Annotated in this window: 18 protein-coding genes; 5 read left to right on the forward strand and 13 right to left on the reverse strand. The window is 66.4% G+C overall.

The genetic code is table 11. The features are described from left to right. Positions 1-1,234 (reverse strand): phosphoribosylformylglycinamidine synthase subunit PurL (gene purL, locus VFH65_RS20295; RefSeq protein ID WP_353323844.1); only part of this gene is annotated, 1,234 nt, incomplete at its 3' end. Positions 1,235-1,406: 172 nt separating this feature from the next. Here purL and VFH65_RS20300 point away from each other — a divergent pair. Next, positions 1,407-1,637: a hypothetical protein gene (locus VFH65_RS20300; RefSeq protein ID WP_353323845.1), complete on the forward strand. Its 231-nt coding sequence runs from the start codon at positions 1,407-1,409 to the stop codon at positions 1,635-1,637. 3 nt (positions 1,638-1,640) lie between these two features. Here VFH65_RS20300 and VFH65_RS20305 read toward each other — a convergent pair whose 3' ends face one another. Beyond that, positions 1,641-1,988 carry a VOC family protein gene (locus tag VFH65_RS20305; RefSeq protein ID WP_353323846.1) on the reverse strand — a complete coding sequence of 116 codons (348 nt, stop codon included), beginning with the start codon at positions 1,986-1,988 and terminating at the stop codon, positions 1,641-1,643. A 15-nt stretch (positions 1,989-2,003) separates the two neighbouring features. Next, the gene (locus VFH65_RS20310) at positions 2,004-3,263 is read right to left on the reverse strand and encodes a M18 family aminopeptidase (RefSeq protein ID WP_353323847.1); all 1,260 of its coding nucleotides are present in this window, start codon (positions 3,261-3,263) and stop codon (positions 2,004-2,006) included. A gap of 43 nt (positions 3,264-3,306) precedes the next feature. Between VFH65_RS20310 and VFH65_RS20315 the strand changes: the two genes are divergently transcribed. Next, positions 3,307-4,329, forward strand: a complete 1,023-nt coding sequence (locus VFH65_RS20315) for a Dyp-type peroxidase (protein WP_353323848.1) — start codon at positions 3,307-3,309, stop codon at positions 4,327-4,329. Next, positions 4,326-5,123 carry a family 1 encapsulin nanocompartment shell protein gene (locus tag VFH65_RS20320; protein ID WP_353323849.1) on the forward strand — a complete coding sequence of 266 codons (798 nt, stop codon included), beginning with the start codon at positions 4,326-4,328 and terminating at the stop codon, positions 5,121-5,123. Before VFH65_RS20315 ends, VFH65_RS20320 begins: the two co-directional genes overlap by 4 nt. Here VFH65_RS20320 and VFH65_RS20325 read toward each other — a convergent pair. Together VFH65_RS20325 and VFH65_RS20330 are read right to left on the reverse strand one after the other, a co-directional pair. After that, entirely contained in the window at positions 5,120-6,094 is a 975-nt protein-coding gene (locus tag VFH65_RS20325; RefSeq protein WP_353323850.1) for a squalene cyclase, read from the reverse strand. The two genes, VFH65_RS20320 and VFH65_RS20325, sit on opposite strands and share 4 nt — an antisense overlap. A 20-nt stretch (positions 6,095-6,114) precedes the next feature. Next, positions 6,115-6,444 (reverse strand): DUF732 domain-containing protein, encoded by a 330-nt coding sequence (locus VFH65_RS20330; protein ID WP_353323851.1) that lies wholly within the window; start codon positions 6,442-6,444, stop codon positions 6,115-6,117. Between the two features lie 108 nt (positions 6,445-6,552). Between VFH65_RS20330 and VFH65_RS20335 the strand changes: the two genes are divergently transcribed. Further along, positions 6,553-7,266: a peptidase E gene (locus VFH65_RS20335; RefSeq protein ID WP_353323852.1), complete on the forward strand. Its 714-nt coding sequence runs from the start codon at positions 6,553-6,555 to the stop codon at positions 7,264-7,266. A 37-nt stretch (positions 7,267-7,303) separates the two neighbouring features. Here VFH65_RS20335 and purQ read toward each other — a convergent pair whose 3' ends face one another. Genes purQ through VFH65_RS20350 form a run of 3 tightly spaced genes read right to left on the reverse strand, consistent with a single transcriptional unit; the run spans position 7,304 to position 8,918 of the window. Continuing rightward, positions 7,304-7,978 (reverse strand): phosphoribosylformylglycinamidine synthase subunit PurQ, encoded by a 675-nt coding sequence (gene purQ, locus VFH65_RS20340; protein ID WP_353323853.1) that lies wholly within the window; start codon positions 7,976-7,978, stop codon positions 7,304-7,306. Next, entirely contained in the window at positions 7,975-8,214 is a 240-nt protein-coding gene (gene purS / locus VFH65_RS20345) for a phosphoribosylformylglycinamidine synthase subunit PurS (protein ID WP_325335588.1), read from the reverse strand. The genes purQ and purS overlap by 4 nt, the downstream gene beginning before the upstream one ends. A 35-nt stretch (positions 8,215-8,249) precedes the next feature. Continuing rightward, on the reverse strand, positions 8,250-8,918 hold the full coding sequence (locus VFH65_RS20350) for an ATPase (RefSeq protein ID WP_353323854.1): 669 nt from the start codon (positions 8,916-8,918) through the stop codon (positions 8,250-8,252). Between the two features lie 33 nt (positions 8,919-8,951). On the opposite strand from VFH65_RS20350, the gene VFH65_RS20355 reads away from it, so the two are divergent. Then, entirely contained in the window at positions 8,952-9,590 is a 639-nt protein-coding gene (locus VFH65_RS20355) for an MBL fold metallo-hydrolase (protein WP_353323855.1), read from the forward strand. Positions 9,591-9,593: 3 nt separating this feature from the next. Here VFH65_RS20355 and VFH65_RS20360 read toward each other — a convergent pair whose 3' ends face one another. From VFH65_RS20360 to VFH65_RS20380, 5 genes are all read right to left on the reverse strand, one after another. Beyond that, positions 9,594-11,234, reverse strand: a complete 1,641-nt coding sequence (locus tag VFH65_RS20360; protein ID WP_353323856.1) for an FAD-binding dehydrogenase — start codon at positions 11,232-11,234, stop codon at positions 9,594-9,596. A gap of 19 nt (positions 11,235-11,253) precedes the next feature. Beyond that, positions 11,254-11,958, reverse strand: a complete 705-nt coding sequence (locus VFH65_RS20365) for a DUF2334 domain-containing protein (protein WP_353323857.1) — start codon at positions 11,956-11,958, stop codon at positions 11,254-11,256. A gap of 66 nt (positions 11,959-12,024) precedes the next feature. Beyond that, positions 12,025-12,522: a glutathione peroxidase gene (locus VFH65_RS20370; RefSeq protein WP_353323858.1), complete on the reverse strand. Its 498-nt coding sequence runs from the start codon at positions 12,520-12,522 to the stop codon at positions 12,025-12,027. A gap of 9 nt (positions 12,523-12,531) precedes the next feature. Further along, positions 12,532-13,086 (reverse strand): TetR/AcrR family transcriptional regulator, encoded by a 555-nt coding sequence (locus VFH65_RS20375; RefSeq protein ID WP_353323859.1) that lies wholly within the window; start codon positions 13,084-13,086, stop codon positions 12,532-12,534. Positions 13,087-13,192: 106 nt separating this feature from the next. Continuing rightward, positions 13,193-14,776, reverse strand: a 1,584-nt coding sequence (locus VFH65_RS20380) for a S9 family peptidase (RefSeq protein ID WP_353323860.1), incomplete at its 5' end; no start/stop codon positions are given.

A 14,776-nucleotide genomic window follows, 5' to 3' on the forward strand; every position in this document is an offset into this window, starting at 1 on the left:
GCGCATCCTGGCTTTCTGGGCGGGCGACGGGACGCTGATACACGGGGCCTTCGTGCGCCACGGTGCGAGGCGGCACGTCGACGACCGTCTCTCCGTGCCACGTGATCTGCAGCCGGTCGCCGTCGGTGACCTCACCGATAACGGTGGCCAACACCTCCCACTTGCGGCACACCGCCAGAAACGCGTCCACGTTCTCAGGTGCGACGACCGCGCACATGCGCTCCTGCGACTCGCTGGACAGCACCTCAGCAGGGGTCATGTTGGCGGCGCGCAGCGGCACGGTGTCGAGCTCGATACGCATGCCGCCGTCACCCGCCGATGCGAGTTCGGATGTGGCACAGGATAATCCGGCCCCGCCGAGATCTTGGATGCCGATCACCAGGCCTGCCGCGTACAGCTCGAGGCAGCACTCGATGAGTACCTTCTCCATGAAGGGGTCGCCGACCTGGACCGATGGCAGCTTCTTGCGTCCCGGCCCCGCACCCTCGTCGCCGCCGAACGTCTCCGACGCCAGCACCGAAACGCCGCCGATGCCGTCCAGTCCGGTGCGAGCGCCGAACAGGATGATCTTGTTGCCGGTTCCCGACGCGAACGCCAGGTGCAGGTCCTCCTTGCGCAGCACGCCGACGCACAGGGCGTTCACCAACGGGTTGCCGGCATACGAAGGGTCGAAGACGGTCTCGCCTCCGATGTTGGGCAGGCCGAGCGAGTTGCCATAGCCGCCGATGCCGCGCACCACGCCGTCGAGCACGCGGCGAGTGTCGGGGGCGTCGGCAGCGCCGAAGCGGAGTTGGTCCATGACCGCGACGGGCCGCGCGCCCATCGCCATGATGTCGCGCACGATACCGCCGACCCCGGTGGCCGCGCCCTGATACGGCTCGACATAGGACGGGTGGTTATGGGACTCGACCTTGAACGTCACCGCCCAGCCGTCGCCGATGTCGACAACGCCGGCGTTCTCACCGATGCCGGCCAGCATCGAGGCCCGCATCTCGTCGGTGGTCGTCTCACCGAAGTAGCGCAGGTGCACCTTGGACGATTTGTAGGAGCAGTGCTCGCTCCACATCACCGAGTACATCGCCAGCTCAGCGTCGGTGGGTCGACGCCCGAGGATCTCTCGGATCCGCGTGTACTCGTCGTCTTTGAGGCCAAGTTCGCGGAACGGCTGCGGTGTTTCGGGAGTGGCGGCGGCGTGGTCGACAGTGTCGAGGTCGTGCCTGAGCCCGGACGTCACGTCGACAGTCTAGTTTGGGCCGCATCACTAGGGGTAACGCGACGCGACGCGCACGGTCAGACTGGCGCCGACCACATCCTTGGCCGTCCGCGCGAAAGGGCGGTTTGCACGCCGGAGCCCGTGGGTAGGCGATTTACGTCACAGTAAAACATGATGTGAAAGAAGGTGACACGTGAGCACGACAAGCGAAACCGGCCACGTGACCGGAACCAAGGACAAGAACTACAACCTCATCTGGTACACCGAGCAGTGTTTGGAGAACGCGCTGCGCCTGGAGACCTACATTGAGGACGCCGAGCGCGATGGCGACAACGACCTCGCCGACCTGTTCCGCAAGGCACAGGCCGACAGCAAGAAGGGCGCAGAAGAGGGCAAGCGCATGCTCGCCCAGCGGATCAAGTAGCGATCACTGCCCCGCCACACAGAACGCGTTGCCGTCGGGATCGGCCAGCACGACCCAGCGGAACTCCTCCCCGAAGCTGTGCCGGCCGGTCTCGGCGGCGCCCAAATCAACCAGCCTCTTCACCTCTGCCTCTAGATCTGCGGCAGAGAAGTCGACGTGCACCCGGTTCTTGCCGTGGGTCGGATCGTCGACTCTCTGGAACGCCATCCCCGGTCCGTCGGGCCGGGCCACGATGACGAATTCTCCTGGGGCAACGGCATTTACCTCGCCACCGACCGCCTGGGCCCACCAGTTGGCCAGCGTGTCGGGATCGCTGCTGTCGATAGTGATGTTCTCAACCTTGAGTGCCATGGCCCTGACCCTAAATCAGCGGGGTGACAAGAAAGCCTCCAGCGCCGCCGAGTAGGCGGCGACGTCGTCGGCACCCATCACTTCGCGTGCCGAATGCATGGCGAGCTGCGCTGCGCCGACGTCGACGGTCGGAATGCCGGTGCGCGCGGATGTCATCGGCCCGATCGTCGAACCGCACGGCAGGTCAGCCCGATGTTCGTAACGCTGCAGCGGCACCCCGGCCTGCGCGCACGCCAGCGCGAATGCGGCTGCGGTGCGCCCGTCGGTGGCGTAGCGCAGATTCGGCTGCACCTTGAGCACCGGCCCGGCGTTGACTTCGATGAGGTGGCTGGGCTCATGGCGTTCCGGGTAGTTCGGGTGCGTTGCATGCGCCATGTCGCCGGACGCCACCATCGACGCAGGCAGCCGCCGCAGGAAGTCTTCCCGCGAACCGCCGGCGGCGAGAGTGATCCGCTCCAGGACGGTGATCAGCAGCTCGGACTGCGCACCGTGGTCGGATTGTGAGCCGACCTCCTCGTGGTCGAACAACGCCAGCACCGGCAGGTAATCGCCCGACTCTGAAGCTGCCAGGAACGCCTCCAGCCCCGCGTAACAGGTGGCCTGGTTGTCCAGCCGCGGCGCGCTGAGCAGCTCGCGGTTCGCGCCCGCGAGCGTCGATGGGGTGAGGTCGTGGGTCATCAGGTCGAAGCCGAGGATGTCGGACGAATCGACACCGGCGCGCTCGGCGACAAAGGCCATGAACGATCTGGTCCCACCGCCGGTGCCCCAAACCGCGTTGACGTGGCGCTGCGGATCCAGCGACACCGACTTGCGGTCGTCGGCAAGGTGGATGGCCAGCTGCGGCACCCGCAGGATCGGTTCGTCGACACGCACCAGCCGGTGATCGATGGTGTCGCCGACCCGTACCGACAGCCGGCCGCTGATGCCCAGATCGCGGTCGAGCCACGAGTTCAGCCACGCACCGCCGTAGGGCGCCAACGCGACGACCTGCCAGCCGGAGACGAATCGGTCCGGGTGCTGTTTGACCCGCAGATTGGGGCTGTCGGTGTGGGCGCCGACGATGCGAAACGGGGCACTCGGGTCTCCGCTGACCCGCCAGGCGAGTAGCGACCCGGCCCGCACGGTGAAGAACCGGCCTTCGCCCGGCCACGGGTCGCGCTCCGAAAGTTCGGTGAAGCCGGCGGCGCTGAGCCGTTGCGCGGCGGTCAGGCAGACGTGAAACGGCGATGGCGACGCGTCGATGAACTCGCACAGCCCTTGTGGGGTAGCCGACATGGTTCACCATCATGGCCGACGCGCATGACGTTAAGGTCAGACGGTGCCCGATCCATTGCCGCAGCCGGTGTTGGCGCCTTTGACGCCTGCGGCCATCTTTCTGGTGGCGACGATTGACCAGGGTGGCGAACAGGCCGTCCACGACGCACTGCCCGACATCTCGGGACTGGTGCGGGCGATCGGATTCCGCGATCCGGCCAAGCGACTGTCGGTGGTGACGTCAATCGGATCTGAGGCGTGGGACCGGCTGTTCTCCGGTCCGCGGCCGGCCGAACTGCACCCGTTCATCGAGCTCGACGGACCGCGCCATCACGCCCCATCCACGCCGGGCGACCTGCTGTTCCACATCCGGGCGGAGTCGATGGACGTCTGCTTCGAACTGGCCACCAAGCTCGTCGAGGCCTCCGGTGCGCTGAGTGTGGTCGACGAGGTGCACGGCTTCCGGTTCTTCGACAACCGCGACCTGCTCGGCTTCGTCGACGGCACCGAAAACCCTGACGGACCGCTGGCCGACAGCGCGACCCAGATCGGTGCCGAGGACCCGGATTTCGCAGGCGGCTGTTACGTGCATGTGCAGAAGTACGTGCACGACATGAATTCGTGGAACTCGCTGTCGACGCAGGAGCAGGAGCGTGTCATCGGGCGAACCAAGCTGGACGACATCGAGCTCGATGACGCCGTGAAGCCCGCGAATTCGCATGTGGCCCTTAATGTCATCGAGGACGAGGACGGCAACGAGCTGAAGATCGTCCGGCACAACATGCCGTTCGGCGAGGTCGGAAAGGGCGAATTCGGCACGTACTTCATCGGATACTCACGCACCGCCGCGGTCACCGAGAAGATGCTGAACAACATGTTCATCGGTGATCCGCCCGGAAACACCGATCGCGTGCTCGACTTTTCGACCGCCGTCACCGGCGGCATGTTCTTCACCCCCATCACCGACTTCCTCAATGACCCACCACCACTTCCCGATTCGGCATCCGAGGCCGAACTGCCGGTGGCGGCCCAGGTCGCATATGCCGGATCACTCGGGATCGGCAGCCTGAAAGGATCTCCTCGATGAACAACCTGTACCGCGATCTAGCTCCGGTGACCGAAGCTGCCTGGACGGAAATCGAATTGGAGGCGACACGCACCTTCAAGCGGCACATCGCCGGACGTCGGGTGGTCGACGTCAGCGAGCCCGGTGGGCCGGTGACCGCGGCGATCAGCACCGGCCATCTGCGCGACGTCATTCCGCCCGGTGACGGCGTCGTCGCCCACCTGCGCGACAGCAAGCCGCTGGTGCGGCTGCGGGTGCCGTTCACTGTGGCCCGAACGGCCATCGACGATGTCGAGCGCGGGTCGCAGGACTCGGATTGGGATCCGGTCAAGGATGCCGCCAAGAAGCTGGCGTTCGTCGAGGACCGGGCCATCTTCGAGGGTTACGAGGCGGCCTCCATCGAGGGTATCCGGGCGTGCAGTTCGAACCCGGCGCTAGCCCTGCCCGAAGACGCGCGAGAAATCCCCGACGTGATCGCCCAGGCGCTTTCCGAGCTGCGGCTGGCCGGTGTCGACGGGCCGTACTCGGTGCTGCTGTCGGCCGACGTCTACACCAAGGTCAGCGAGACCACCGAACACGGCTATCCGATCCGCGAGCACCTCAACCGGCTCGTCGACGGTGAAATCATCTGGGCGCCCGCCATCGACGGCGCGTTCGTAATGTCCACGCGCGGCGGCGATTTCGATCTGCAGTTGGGCACCGATGTGTCGATCGGATACCTGTCCCACGACGCCGAGACGGTGCAGCTGTATCTGCAGGAGACGCTGACGTTCCTGTGCTACACCGCAGAAGCCTCGGTCGCACTTACCCCCTAGTGTCGTGAGTCCCACCACGCCAGCACCCGAGTTGCGAACAGCGTCAGCCACTTCGAGGGCTCGCCGGCTGGTACGTCTACCTCGAACCACACGCGGCCGGGTTGCCTGCCGGCCTGCAGCCATGTGCCGTCGGGCTGTCTTACGGAGCGGATGAGCTCGATCGCCCCACTCATGCGCGGGTCCGGCGCCACACCGTCAAGCAGCGAAGCCTGACGGAAGTACTCGGCAGCGTTGAGCACGTTGTAGACCCAACGGAAGGGATAGGCGAACTGGTCTACCCACGAAGCGACCGGTTCGCCCGTCGACAGACGGCGGAAAAGCCTGCGCTGCAGGAGGTATTCCTGCCCGGTGTGCCGTGCAGCGCGTGTGGTGTCGGTGCCGCCTGTGGCCGCGTCGAACGCAAGCAGTCCCTTGAGCGAGTTGAGCGTCGAGTGAAACGACGATCGCCTCGAGCCTTCGACCCACTCGCAGTTCCAGCCGCCGTCGGGCAGTTGATGTTCGACGAACCAGTCGACGATGCCGGTGATGTCGGCGCCAAGCCACAGACCATTGGCCACCGTCCAGGCATTGATGCAGCAGTCCACCTCGCCGCCCCAGAACGGCAGATCGTCGTATTCCCAGCGGCAGTTCTCGGCGAGCAGTTCGGCCGTGCGGCGCTCCCGCAAGGCGATGGCGTCAAGGCCCCACTCCCGCAACGAGTTCAGCGTCCACGTCGTGGCGGTCCAGGGCTGTCCAGCTTGAGTTGCCTCAGACTCGTCAAAATCGAAGTCTGCGGGGAAGAACGCGCCGCCTGCCCATTGGCCGTCGGCGTCCTGAAGTTCGAGAAGGCGCGCGCCGAAGCCTTCGGTCGCGATCCGTGCCCGCGTGGCTTCCCAAACCTCGGCCGGCTTGCCCATGAGGTCGCGCTCGACCTGCCAGCGCAGGGTCGGATCAGACTCCAGAAGCCACGCGATCAGAGGCTCGGCCACCATGGAGCGACTCTAGCGACCGGTCAGCCGGGCGCTTGTGTGCACATCGTGCCGCGCGCGGCGCTCACCAGCCCGGCGGCTTGGTCGGGGCTGGCGCCGTACTGGGCCGCTGTCGAACCGATGACGGCTGATGCGGGCTGGCCGGTATAGAGCAGCCGGCATGCCTGCTTGCCCGCCAGCAGAAGCTGGTCGTCGTCACCGGGAAAGTTGCCGCGAATCGCATTGAGGTAGTTCGTCTCGTCCGAGGTCAACGGCAAGGGCCAGGCCGCCGCCGGCGCTGCCGCGGCCCACATCATTGCTCCGGTCGCCAGCGCGGTGCCAATGACACGGACACTCCGTCGTCCTCTGTACATGGTGGGGTCCCTTTTCTTATCGGCCCGCGTAGCGGGTCGCCCGTAGATCGACCCTAAGCCGCTGCGAGCAGGCTCCAGTGCACGAATTCTGGCCTGTAGGTTCGACCCATGCCCGCCGACGCTCCAACCATCCTGGCAACCAGCGGTGGCATCCGCTCAGGCGATCGGACCCGGTTTGAGTTCAGTGCACTCAGCGAATTCGCGGTCGAGGTGTCCGGCGTGACAGGCCGGGCACCGCGAGTCTGCTTCCTGGCGACCGCAATTGGCGACGACATCGGACTGCTGCACCATCTATACGAGGCGGCTCGTGTGCGCGGGTGGCTCGCCTCGCATCTGTCGCTCTTTCCGATGCCGAACGTCGACGACATCGACGGCCTGCTGCTCGACCAGGACGTGGTTTGGGTGTTCGGCGGAAGCGTTGCAGGCCTGCTTGCCATGTGGCGATTGCACGGTGTGGACGCGGCGATGCGTCGCGCGTGGGAGGCGGGCGTCGTGCTCACTGGCATCTCCGCCGGCTCCATCTGCTGGCATGTCGGCGGCACCACCGACTCCTTCGGTCCCGACCTGCGCCCCGTCACCGACGGCCTGGCCCTGGTGCCATTCGCCAACGGCGTGCACTACAACTCCGAACCGCAGCGACGGCCGCTGTTCCAGCGGCTCATCGCCGACGGGACGCTACCGGCTGGGTACGCCACCGATGACGGCGCAGGCCTGCTCTACCGAGGGAGCGTTTTCGTAGAAGCTGTCAGCGAGACCGCCGGGGCAGCGGCTTACTTCGTAAATACGGCCGACGAGGTGCGGCTAGACACTCGGCAGCTCTGACCGCATTCGTCGAGTCCACGGACCGGACCGCCAGAAGTCAGGCGGCCAGCACGACGTCCAGCGCCGAGTAGAACAGGCCGAGACCGTCGTCAGACGGGCCGGTCAGGGCCTCGGTCGCGTGCTCGGGGTGGGGCATCAGGCCCACGACGCGTCCGTTTGCCGAGCTGATGCCGGCGATGTCGCGCTGCGAGCCGTTCGGGTTGTCGCGGTAGCGGAACACCACCCGGTTCTCGCCCTCGAGCTCGTCGAGCACCTTTTCGCTGGCGACGTAGCGGCCTTCGCCGGACTTCAGCGGCACCAGCAGGTCGGCGCCCAGCTCATAGCGCGACGTCCACGCCGTCGAGTTCGACGCGACCTCGAGCCAGATATCCCGGCAGACGAAATGCAGTCCGGCGTTGCGCGTCAACGCGCCCGGCAGCAGTCCCGCCTCGCATAGCACCTGAAAACCGTTGCAAATCCCCAACACTGGCAATCCGCGGCCAGCGGCGGAAACCACCTCACCCATCACCGGCGCGAACTTCGCAATCGCGCCGCAGCGCAGATAGTCGCCGTACGAGAAGCCGCCGGGCACCACGACGGCGTCCACACCCTTGAGGTCGGCGTCGGCGTGCCACAAACTGACCGCTTCGGCACCCGCCAACCGGACCGCTCGCGCCGCGTCGACGTCGTCGAGCGTGCCCGGGAATGTGATCACCCCCACACGTGCTGTCACGATGGCTCCCTGCTGACCGACCAGTCCTCGATAACGGTGTTCGCCAGTAACGACTCTGCTATCTCGGCAAGGGTCTCGTCGTCGATGCCGTCGTCGACCTCGAGCTCAAAACGCTTGCCCTGCCGCACATCTGACACGCCGTTGAAGCCGAGACGGCCCAGGGCGCCGACGATCGCCTGCCCCTGCGGGTCGAGGATCTCGGCCTTCGGCATCACATGCACTACCACCCTTGCCACGCGACAACTGTACCTGCGGCTACGTCCGCACCGCCTCACCGGCACGATCCGAGATATGCGCTGCACAACGGCGCGGTCATCGCCTCGAAAACCTGCGCATCGGCCACTGCGGGCCAGTCCACCTGCGGCGGCAACGTGGACCACATCGCCAGCTCCACGACGGAGCTGCTGCTGGGGTGAGCGAGCAGGTATTCGTGCATCACCTGCTCACCGGCCACGCTGATCACCGCGGCGATCTGCTCGGGCTGGTCAGTGGTGACCGACGGGGAAGCCAGCGGAGCCGTCGCCTGGCAGTCCCGCAGCCTTGCCCTGGCGGTCTCCAGGGTGTCCAGCGCCGTCGTCCCACCCCACGCGGTGTCGCCGCGCCAATGCATCACCTGCACCGCCAGGTTCCACTGGCCGGCCGGGTTCGGTACCACCGCCCGCTCGGCGATCACGTATGCGCGTGCGTCGTCGGCAATCGGCCGGCTGTCGCACAGCGCCTCGAATCCAAACCTGGTTGGCGACGCCGTGACCGCCAAACCGGCCAGGCCGGGCCATTTGTACACCTCGTCGAGCGGGATGGCGGCGGGCGCGATCCATGCGGAATTTGGGATGGCGTCGCAAAACGGCGGACATTCGCCCGGCACCGCCTGCGCCACTCCCCCTGCAGGCGCGATGGCCAAACCGCAGGTCGCCACGGCCACCGCCAGCATCAATCGCATGTTTCCGCACCCCCTGCGGGCCACACTATAAGCATGCAATTGACGCATTTCGGCCATTCATGCCTACTCGCAAGTTTCGGCGATACCTCGGTGCTGTTCGATCCGGGCAACTTCTCGCACGGCTTCGAGGGCATCACCGGGCTCTCCGCGATCCTGATCACCCATCAGCATCCTGACCATGCTGACACCGAACGGCTGCCAGCGCTCCTCGACGGCAATCCGCAGGCGGCCCTGTACGCCGACCCGCAGACCGCCGCTCAACTCGGCGAGCCGTGGCGCGCCGTGAATGTCGGCGACGAGTTCAGCGTCGGGCATCTGACTGTGCGGGGCGTCGGCGGAAAGCACGCCGTGATTCACCCCGAAATCCCTGTCATAGACAACATTTCGTATCTCGTCGGCGACGGCGATCATCCCGCCCGGCTGATGCACCCTGGTGACGCGCTCTACCCGCCCGGTGAGCCGGTGGACGTGCTGGCCACTCCGGCAGCCGCGCCGTGGATGAAGATCTCGGAGGCGGTGGATTACCTACGGGCCGTGGCGCCGACGCATGCGGTGCCCATCCATCAGGCGATCATCGACCCGAGCGCCCGCGGCATCTTCTACGGTCGGCTGTCGGAGATGACCGACACCGACTTTCAGGTGCTCGAACCCGAGAACGGCACGGATTTCTAGGTTCTAGGCGGCCGCGCGCGCCGCGGCGCGGCCAGCCGCCCGACCGGAGAAAATGCAGCCGCCGAGGAACGTGCCCTCCAGCGAGCGGTAGCCGTGCACACCGCCACCGCCGAACCCCGCGGCTTCGCCGGCTGCGTACAGCCCGTCGAACACGGTGCCGTCGGCACGCAACACCCGGGCGTCGAGGTCGGTTTCCAGACCGCCCAGGGACTTTCGCGTCAGGATGTGCAACTTGACCGCGATCAGCGGACCCGCCTTCGGGTCGGTGAGCCGGTGCGGGGCGACGACGCGGCTGATCTTGTCACCGATATACCCACGCGCGGCACGGATCGCCATGACCTGGGTGTCCTTGGTGAACTTGTTAGCCACTTCCCTGTCACGCGCGGTGACCTCGGCCTCCACGGTGGCATAGTCCACGGGAAGCACGTCGGGCACGGAGTTCATCGCGGACACCAACTCCCGCAACGAGTTTGCGCTGACGAAGTCGACACCCTTGTCGACGAAGGCCTGCACCGGCTTCGGCGCTCCTGGTCGGACCCGAGCCAGCACGTCGCGCACGCTGCGGCCGGTGAGGTCCGGGTTCTGCTCTTGACCCGACAGCGCGAACTCCTTGGCGATGATGCGGGCGTTCAACACGAACCAGGTGTAGTCCCGACCGGTTTTCGCGATGTACTCCAGCGTGCCAAGCGTGTCGAAGCCCGGATACAGCGGCGACGGCAGGCGTTTGCCGTGGGCGTCGAGCCACAACGACGAGGGCCCTGGCAGGATCCGGATGCCGTGCAGCGGCCAGATCGGGTCGTAGTTGGTGATGCCCTCGGTGTAATGCCACATCCGGTCGCTGTTGATCACCCGCGCCCCAACGGATTCGGTGATACCGATCATCCGGCCGTCGACATGCGCAGGCACACCGCTGATCAACTGTTCTGGCACCCGCCCCATCCGCGGCGGCCAGTTCTGCCGCACCAGATCATGGTTACCACCGATTCCGCCGCTGGCCACGATGACCGCCTGCGCGCGGAATTCGAAGTCGCTCACGGTGTTTCGCGACGACGCCACCCCGCGCGGCTCCGTCGACGGTTCCAGCACCGCACCACGCACCCCGACCACCGCGCCGTCCTCGACGATCAGCTCGTCGACCCGGTGGCGGTGCGCGAATCGCACATTGGACGCGCCGCGCAGCCTGCGGGCGAAGATCTCCACGATTGCGGGCCCGGTGCCCCACGTGATGTGGAAGCGCGGCACCGAGTTTCCGTGACCACGGGCGTCGTAGCCGCCGCGTTCGGCCCAGCCGACGACGGGGAAGGTCTGCAGGCCGCGCTCGCGCAACCAGCTTCGCTTCTCGCCGGCCGCGAAGTCGACGTAGGCGTGTGCCCATTGCCGCGGCCAATGGTCTTCCGGCCGGTCGAATCCTGCGCTGCCCAGCCAGTCCTGCAACGCCAGTTCGTGGCTGTCATGAATGCCCAACCGCCGCTGTTCGGGGCTGTCGACGAAGAACAGTCCACCGAACGACCAGAATGCCTGGCCCCCGACGTTGTTGGAGTTCTCCTGGTCCACGATCAGCACGCGGCGGCCACGTTCGATCACTTCACAGGCGGCTACCAGGCCGGCCAGTCCAGCGCCAACCACAATGACATCAGCGTCCACGTCGCTACGGTAAAGCGTGTCAGGCGGCGTCGGTAAGGGCGGGGTTCGGACGCCACTCGTAGACCGCGGGCACACACTGGTGCATCAGCGCGAGGTCGACGGCGTCCAGCATCGCCTGACGCGGACCGGGTCGACGCAGGTGCCGCGCCGCCACCGCGACGCGCACGATGCCGTCACGCCGCGCGGTTCGCTCGGCGGAAAGCACCAACGTTCGACACCACCACGGCTCGGTCAGGAAGCCCTCGCCGATGCCGAGCACCCGAGCCCGCACTGTCGCCCGACGGACCAGATCCGTGATTCCGCTCAATCCGGCAAGCAAGCGAAAGCCGTTGCGCGGCAACGCGGTCACCGTGCCTTGCGATACCGTCCAGCCGGGAGCCGCGAACAGTCGCGTTCGCAGTCCCAGATGTTCGAGCACCCGGTCAGCGGCCATCAGCCGCAGATTCGCCTCGTGCGCAGGCAATGTCGCGAACTCTCCGCGACGCTTCTTGGTGGCGGCCTCGTCGAAGCCGTGCAGCACGACAGCTCCGCCGGCTTCCCGCCGAGCGGCCAGCCACTCGACCGTCGGAGCATCGGAATCGAGCCGGTAACCACCCTTGATCCTCGGTGCGACAAGGAATGACACCGGAACCCCGCGCCGGTCCAGCTGCGAGGAGAACATGTCGACGTCGGCCAGCGTGCGGTCGCTGATCCCGGAGATCGAGACGATCAGTTGTCCAGCCACATGTTCAGTGTGGCAACGTCAGGTGTCTGTTCGGTTGCCGACACTCGTACGGCGGCTGTCGTTCAGCTATCGCGGCAAGACCTTTTCTATGGCGGCGATCACCTCGGGCGCATCGGGAACCGTGCGCGGGCGGAACCTCTTGACCACCTGTCCGTCCGGCGTGAGCAGGAACTTCTCGAAGTTCCATTGCACGTCACCGGCCTCGCCGCCGTCATCGGGCGTCTTGGTCAGCTCGGCGTATAGCGGGTGCTGGTCAGGACCGTTGACGTCGGTCTTGGCGAGCAGCGGAAACGTCACGCCGTAGGTGGTCGAGCAGAACGTCTGAATCTCTTCGGCGGTGCCGGGTTCCTGGCCCATGAACTGATTGCACGGCACTCCGATCACCGTGAGTCCGCGGTCGCCGTAGTCCTTCGCGATCTGCTCCAGCGCACTGTATTGCGGTGTCAGGCCACATTTCGAGGCGACGTTGACGACCAGCGCGGCCCCGTCGGCCAATTCGGCAAGCGTGGTGGCTTTGCCGTCCAGCGTGGTCAGTTCGATGTTGCCAAGTGGGGTGTCGGTCATGCCCGCACGTTACCCGGCGAACAACATTTGGGCGATGCGCTCGACTTCGGCCATGGGGTCACCGTCGGCGTCGATCGCCTTGTTGAGCCAGAGCATCGAAAAGCCATGCACCAGAGACCAGGCCGCGAGCGCGGCGGCTTCTGGATCGGTCTTGGCGCGTGGGTCCTTCAGCGTGCCGACACCGTGCGCCAGCTCCGCCCCTGCCGCATTCTGGGCAGCGACGAGTTCCGGGTCGTCGGGGTTCACCAGCGAGCTGTCGAACATCACCGCGTAGTGGCCGGGATGATCGAGCGCGAACCGCACGTAGGCGAGCGCGGCGTCGACGAAGTTCGGCCGGGCGCCAGTGAGCGCGACTGCCAGCTTGCGCCAGCCTTCGGCCGCCAGCGCGGTGAACAGCCCACGTCGGTCGGTGAAGTGATGCGCGGGCGCGGCGTGCGACACCCCAGCGGCTCGGGCCAGCTCACGCAGCGAGATGCCGTCGGCGCCGCGCTGGGCCACCAGCGTGGCTGCCTGCGCCAGGATGACGGCCTTCAGATCGCCGTGGTGGTAGGTGTCCCTGCTCATCCGGCCATCATAGCCGGGGATCTTGACAGTGCCTAGATTACCGCGAGCCTGTAGCTATCGAGGCCTCCACCCGCAAAACGTCTCGACAACTACAGGCTCACGGCCGTTACGCACGGTCGAGCAGGTCGTCTTCGTAGGCGCCGCCCTCGTGGTTGGCCTTGGCGGCGTCCAGTAGCCAGGCGTACTGGAACGCGGCTTCCTTCCAGCGCTCGTAGCGTCCACTGATACCCCCGTGGCCGGCGTTCATCTCGGTCTTGAGCAACACGGGATGGTCGCCGACCTTGGTGTGCCTCAGCGCCGCAACCCATTTCGCGGGCTCGACGTAATAGACCCTGGTGTCGTTGAGCGAGGTCATCGCCAGAATGGGCGGGTACTCCTTCGCGTCGACGTTCTCGTAGGGCGCATAGGACTTCATGTAGTGATAGACGTCCTTGTCCTCCAACGGATTTCCCCACTCGTCCCATTCGGTGACCGTCAACGGCAACGACGGGTCGAGGATCGTGGTAAGCGCGTCGACGAAGGGCACCTGAGCCAGGATGCCCGCGAACAGCTGCGGTGCCATGTTGGCGACCGCGCCCATCAGCAGCCCGCCTGCGCTGCCACCGTATGCGACGAGGTTCTCCGGACGGGTGACGTCGGCGTTGATGAGATGCTTTGCGACGGCGATGAAGTCGGTGAAAGTGTTCTTCTTCTCCAGCATCTTGCCGTGTTCGTACCATGGCCTGCCCAGCTCGCCGCCTCCGCGCACGTGCGCAATGGCGAACACCATGCCGCGGTCGAGCAGCGACAGCCTGGCAATCGAGAACCGCGGGTCTTCGCACGACTCGTAGGCACCGTAGCCGTACAGCATCGTCGGCGCCGGGTACTGCAGGCCGATTCGGTGGATGATCGAGATCGGCACCCTCGCACCGTCTTCGGCGACCGCCCAGTCACGGCGCTCCACGTAGTCCTCTGGCCGGTAGTCGCCGAGCACCGGCTGCTCACGCAGCAGCGTGCGCTGCCCGGTGGCCAGGTCGATGTCGTAGATGCGCACCGGGGTGACGAACGACGTCGCACCGATCCGCAGCTTCGGTGAGCTCCAACTCGGGTTGGCGCCGAGGCCCGCCGACATGAGGTCGGAGTCGAATGTGATGTCCTCGGGGCGGCCGTAGCCGCCGTCGGCGTAGAGCGGCCACAGCTGGATCCGCGGAAGCGCCTCGCTGCGGTAGCTGACCACCAGGTGTCCCTCGAACGCGTCGACCGCGTCGAGCCGCACGTCGTCGCGATGCTCGATCAGCGTGCGAATAGCGGTGGGCTCACTGACCGGAGCCTCGACGAGGGTGAAGTTCTCCGCGCCGTCGTTGTGCAGGATCAGGAAGCGGTCCTCACCGCCGACGATCGCGTGCTCGACGGAGTACTCGACCAGGTCGCGGCGCGGCCACACGACGGTGAACTCGGCCTGCGGGTCGGCGGCGTCGCCGTAGCGCATCTCGGAGGTGACGGCGCTGCCTGCCGCGATGATGATGTAGGAGTTGCTGCGTGTGCGGCCGACAGCGAGCCAGTACCGGTCGTCGGGCTCGTGGTACACCTTCTCGGCGGGCAACCCGGCGCCGATCCGGTGGCGCCAGATGGTGTCTGGCCGCCACGCGTCGTCGACGGTGCTGTAGTAGACGGTGCGGTTGTCGGCCGCCCATGTGACACCCGCACCGAT

It is taken from the genome of Mycobacterium sp., assembly GCF_035697385.1.
Classification (GTDB): Bacteria; Actinomycetota; Actinomycetes; order Mycobacteriales; family Mycobacteriaceae; genus Mycobacterium.

Excerpts from the sequence above, each read along its gene's own strand:
- VFH65_RS20305 (WP_353323846.1), bottom strand. The coding sequence starts at position 1,988 with ATGGCACTCAAGGTTGAGAACATCACTATCGACAGCAGCGATCCCGAC.
- VFH65_RS20310 (WP_353323847.1), bottom strand. The coding sequence starts at position 3,263 with ATGTCGGCTACCCCACAAGGGCTGTGCGAGTTCATCGACGCGTCGCCA.
- VFH65_RS20320 (WP_353323849.1), top strand. The coding sequence starts at position 4,326 with ATGAACAACCTGTACCGCGATCTAGCTCCGGTGACCGAAGCTGCCTGG.
- VFH65_RS20325 (WP_353323850.1), bottom strand. The coding sequence starts at position 6,094 with ATGGTGGCCGAGCCTCTGATCGCGTGGCTTCTGGAGTCTGATCCGACC.
- VFH65_RS20330 (WP_353323851.1), bottom strand. The coding sequence starts at position 6,444 with ATGTACAGAGGACGACGGAGTGTCCGTGTCATTGGCACCGCGCTGGCG.
- VFH65_RS20335 (WP_353323852.1), top strand. The coding sequence starts at position 6,553 with ATGCCCGCCGACGCTCCAACCATCCTGGCAACCAGCGGTGGCATCCGC.
- VFH65_RS20350 (WP_353323854.1), bottom strand. The coding sequence starts at position 8,918 with ATGCGATTGATGCTGGCGGTGGCCGTGGCGACCTGCGGTTTGGCCATC.
- VFH65_RS20355 (WP_353323855.1), top strand. The coding sequence starts at position 8,952 with ATGCAATTGACGCATTTCGGCCATTCATGCCTACTCGCAAGTTTCGGC.
- VFH65_RS20370 (WP_353323858.1), bottom strand. The coding sequence starts at position 12,522 with ATGACCGACACCCCACTTGGCAACATCGAACTGACCACGCTGGACGGC.
- VFH65_RS20375 (WP_353323859.1), bottom strand. The coding sequence starts at position 13,086 with ATGAGCAGGGACACCTACCACCACGGCGATCTGAAGGCCGTCATCCTG.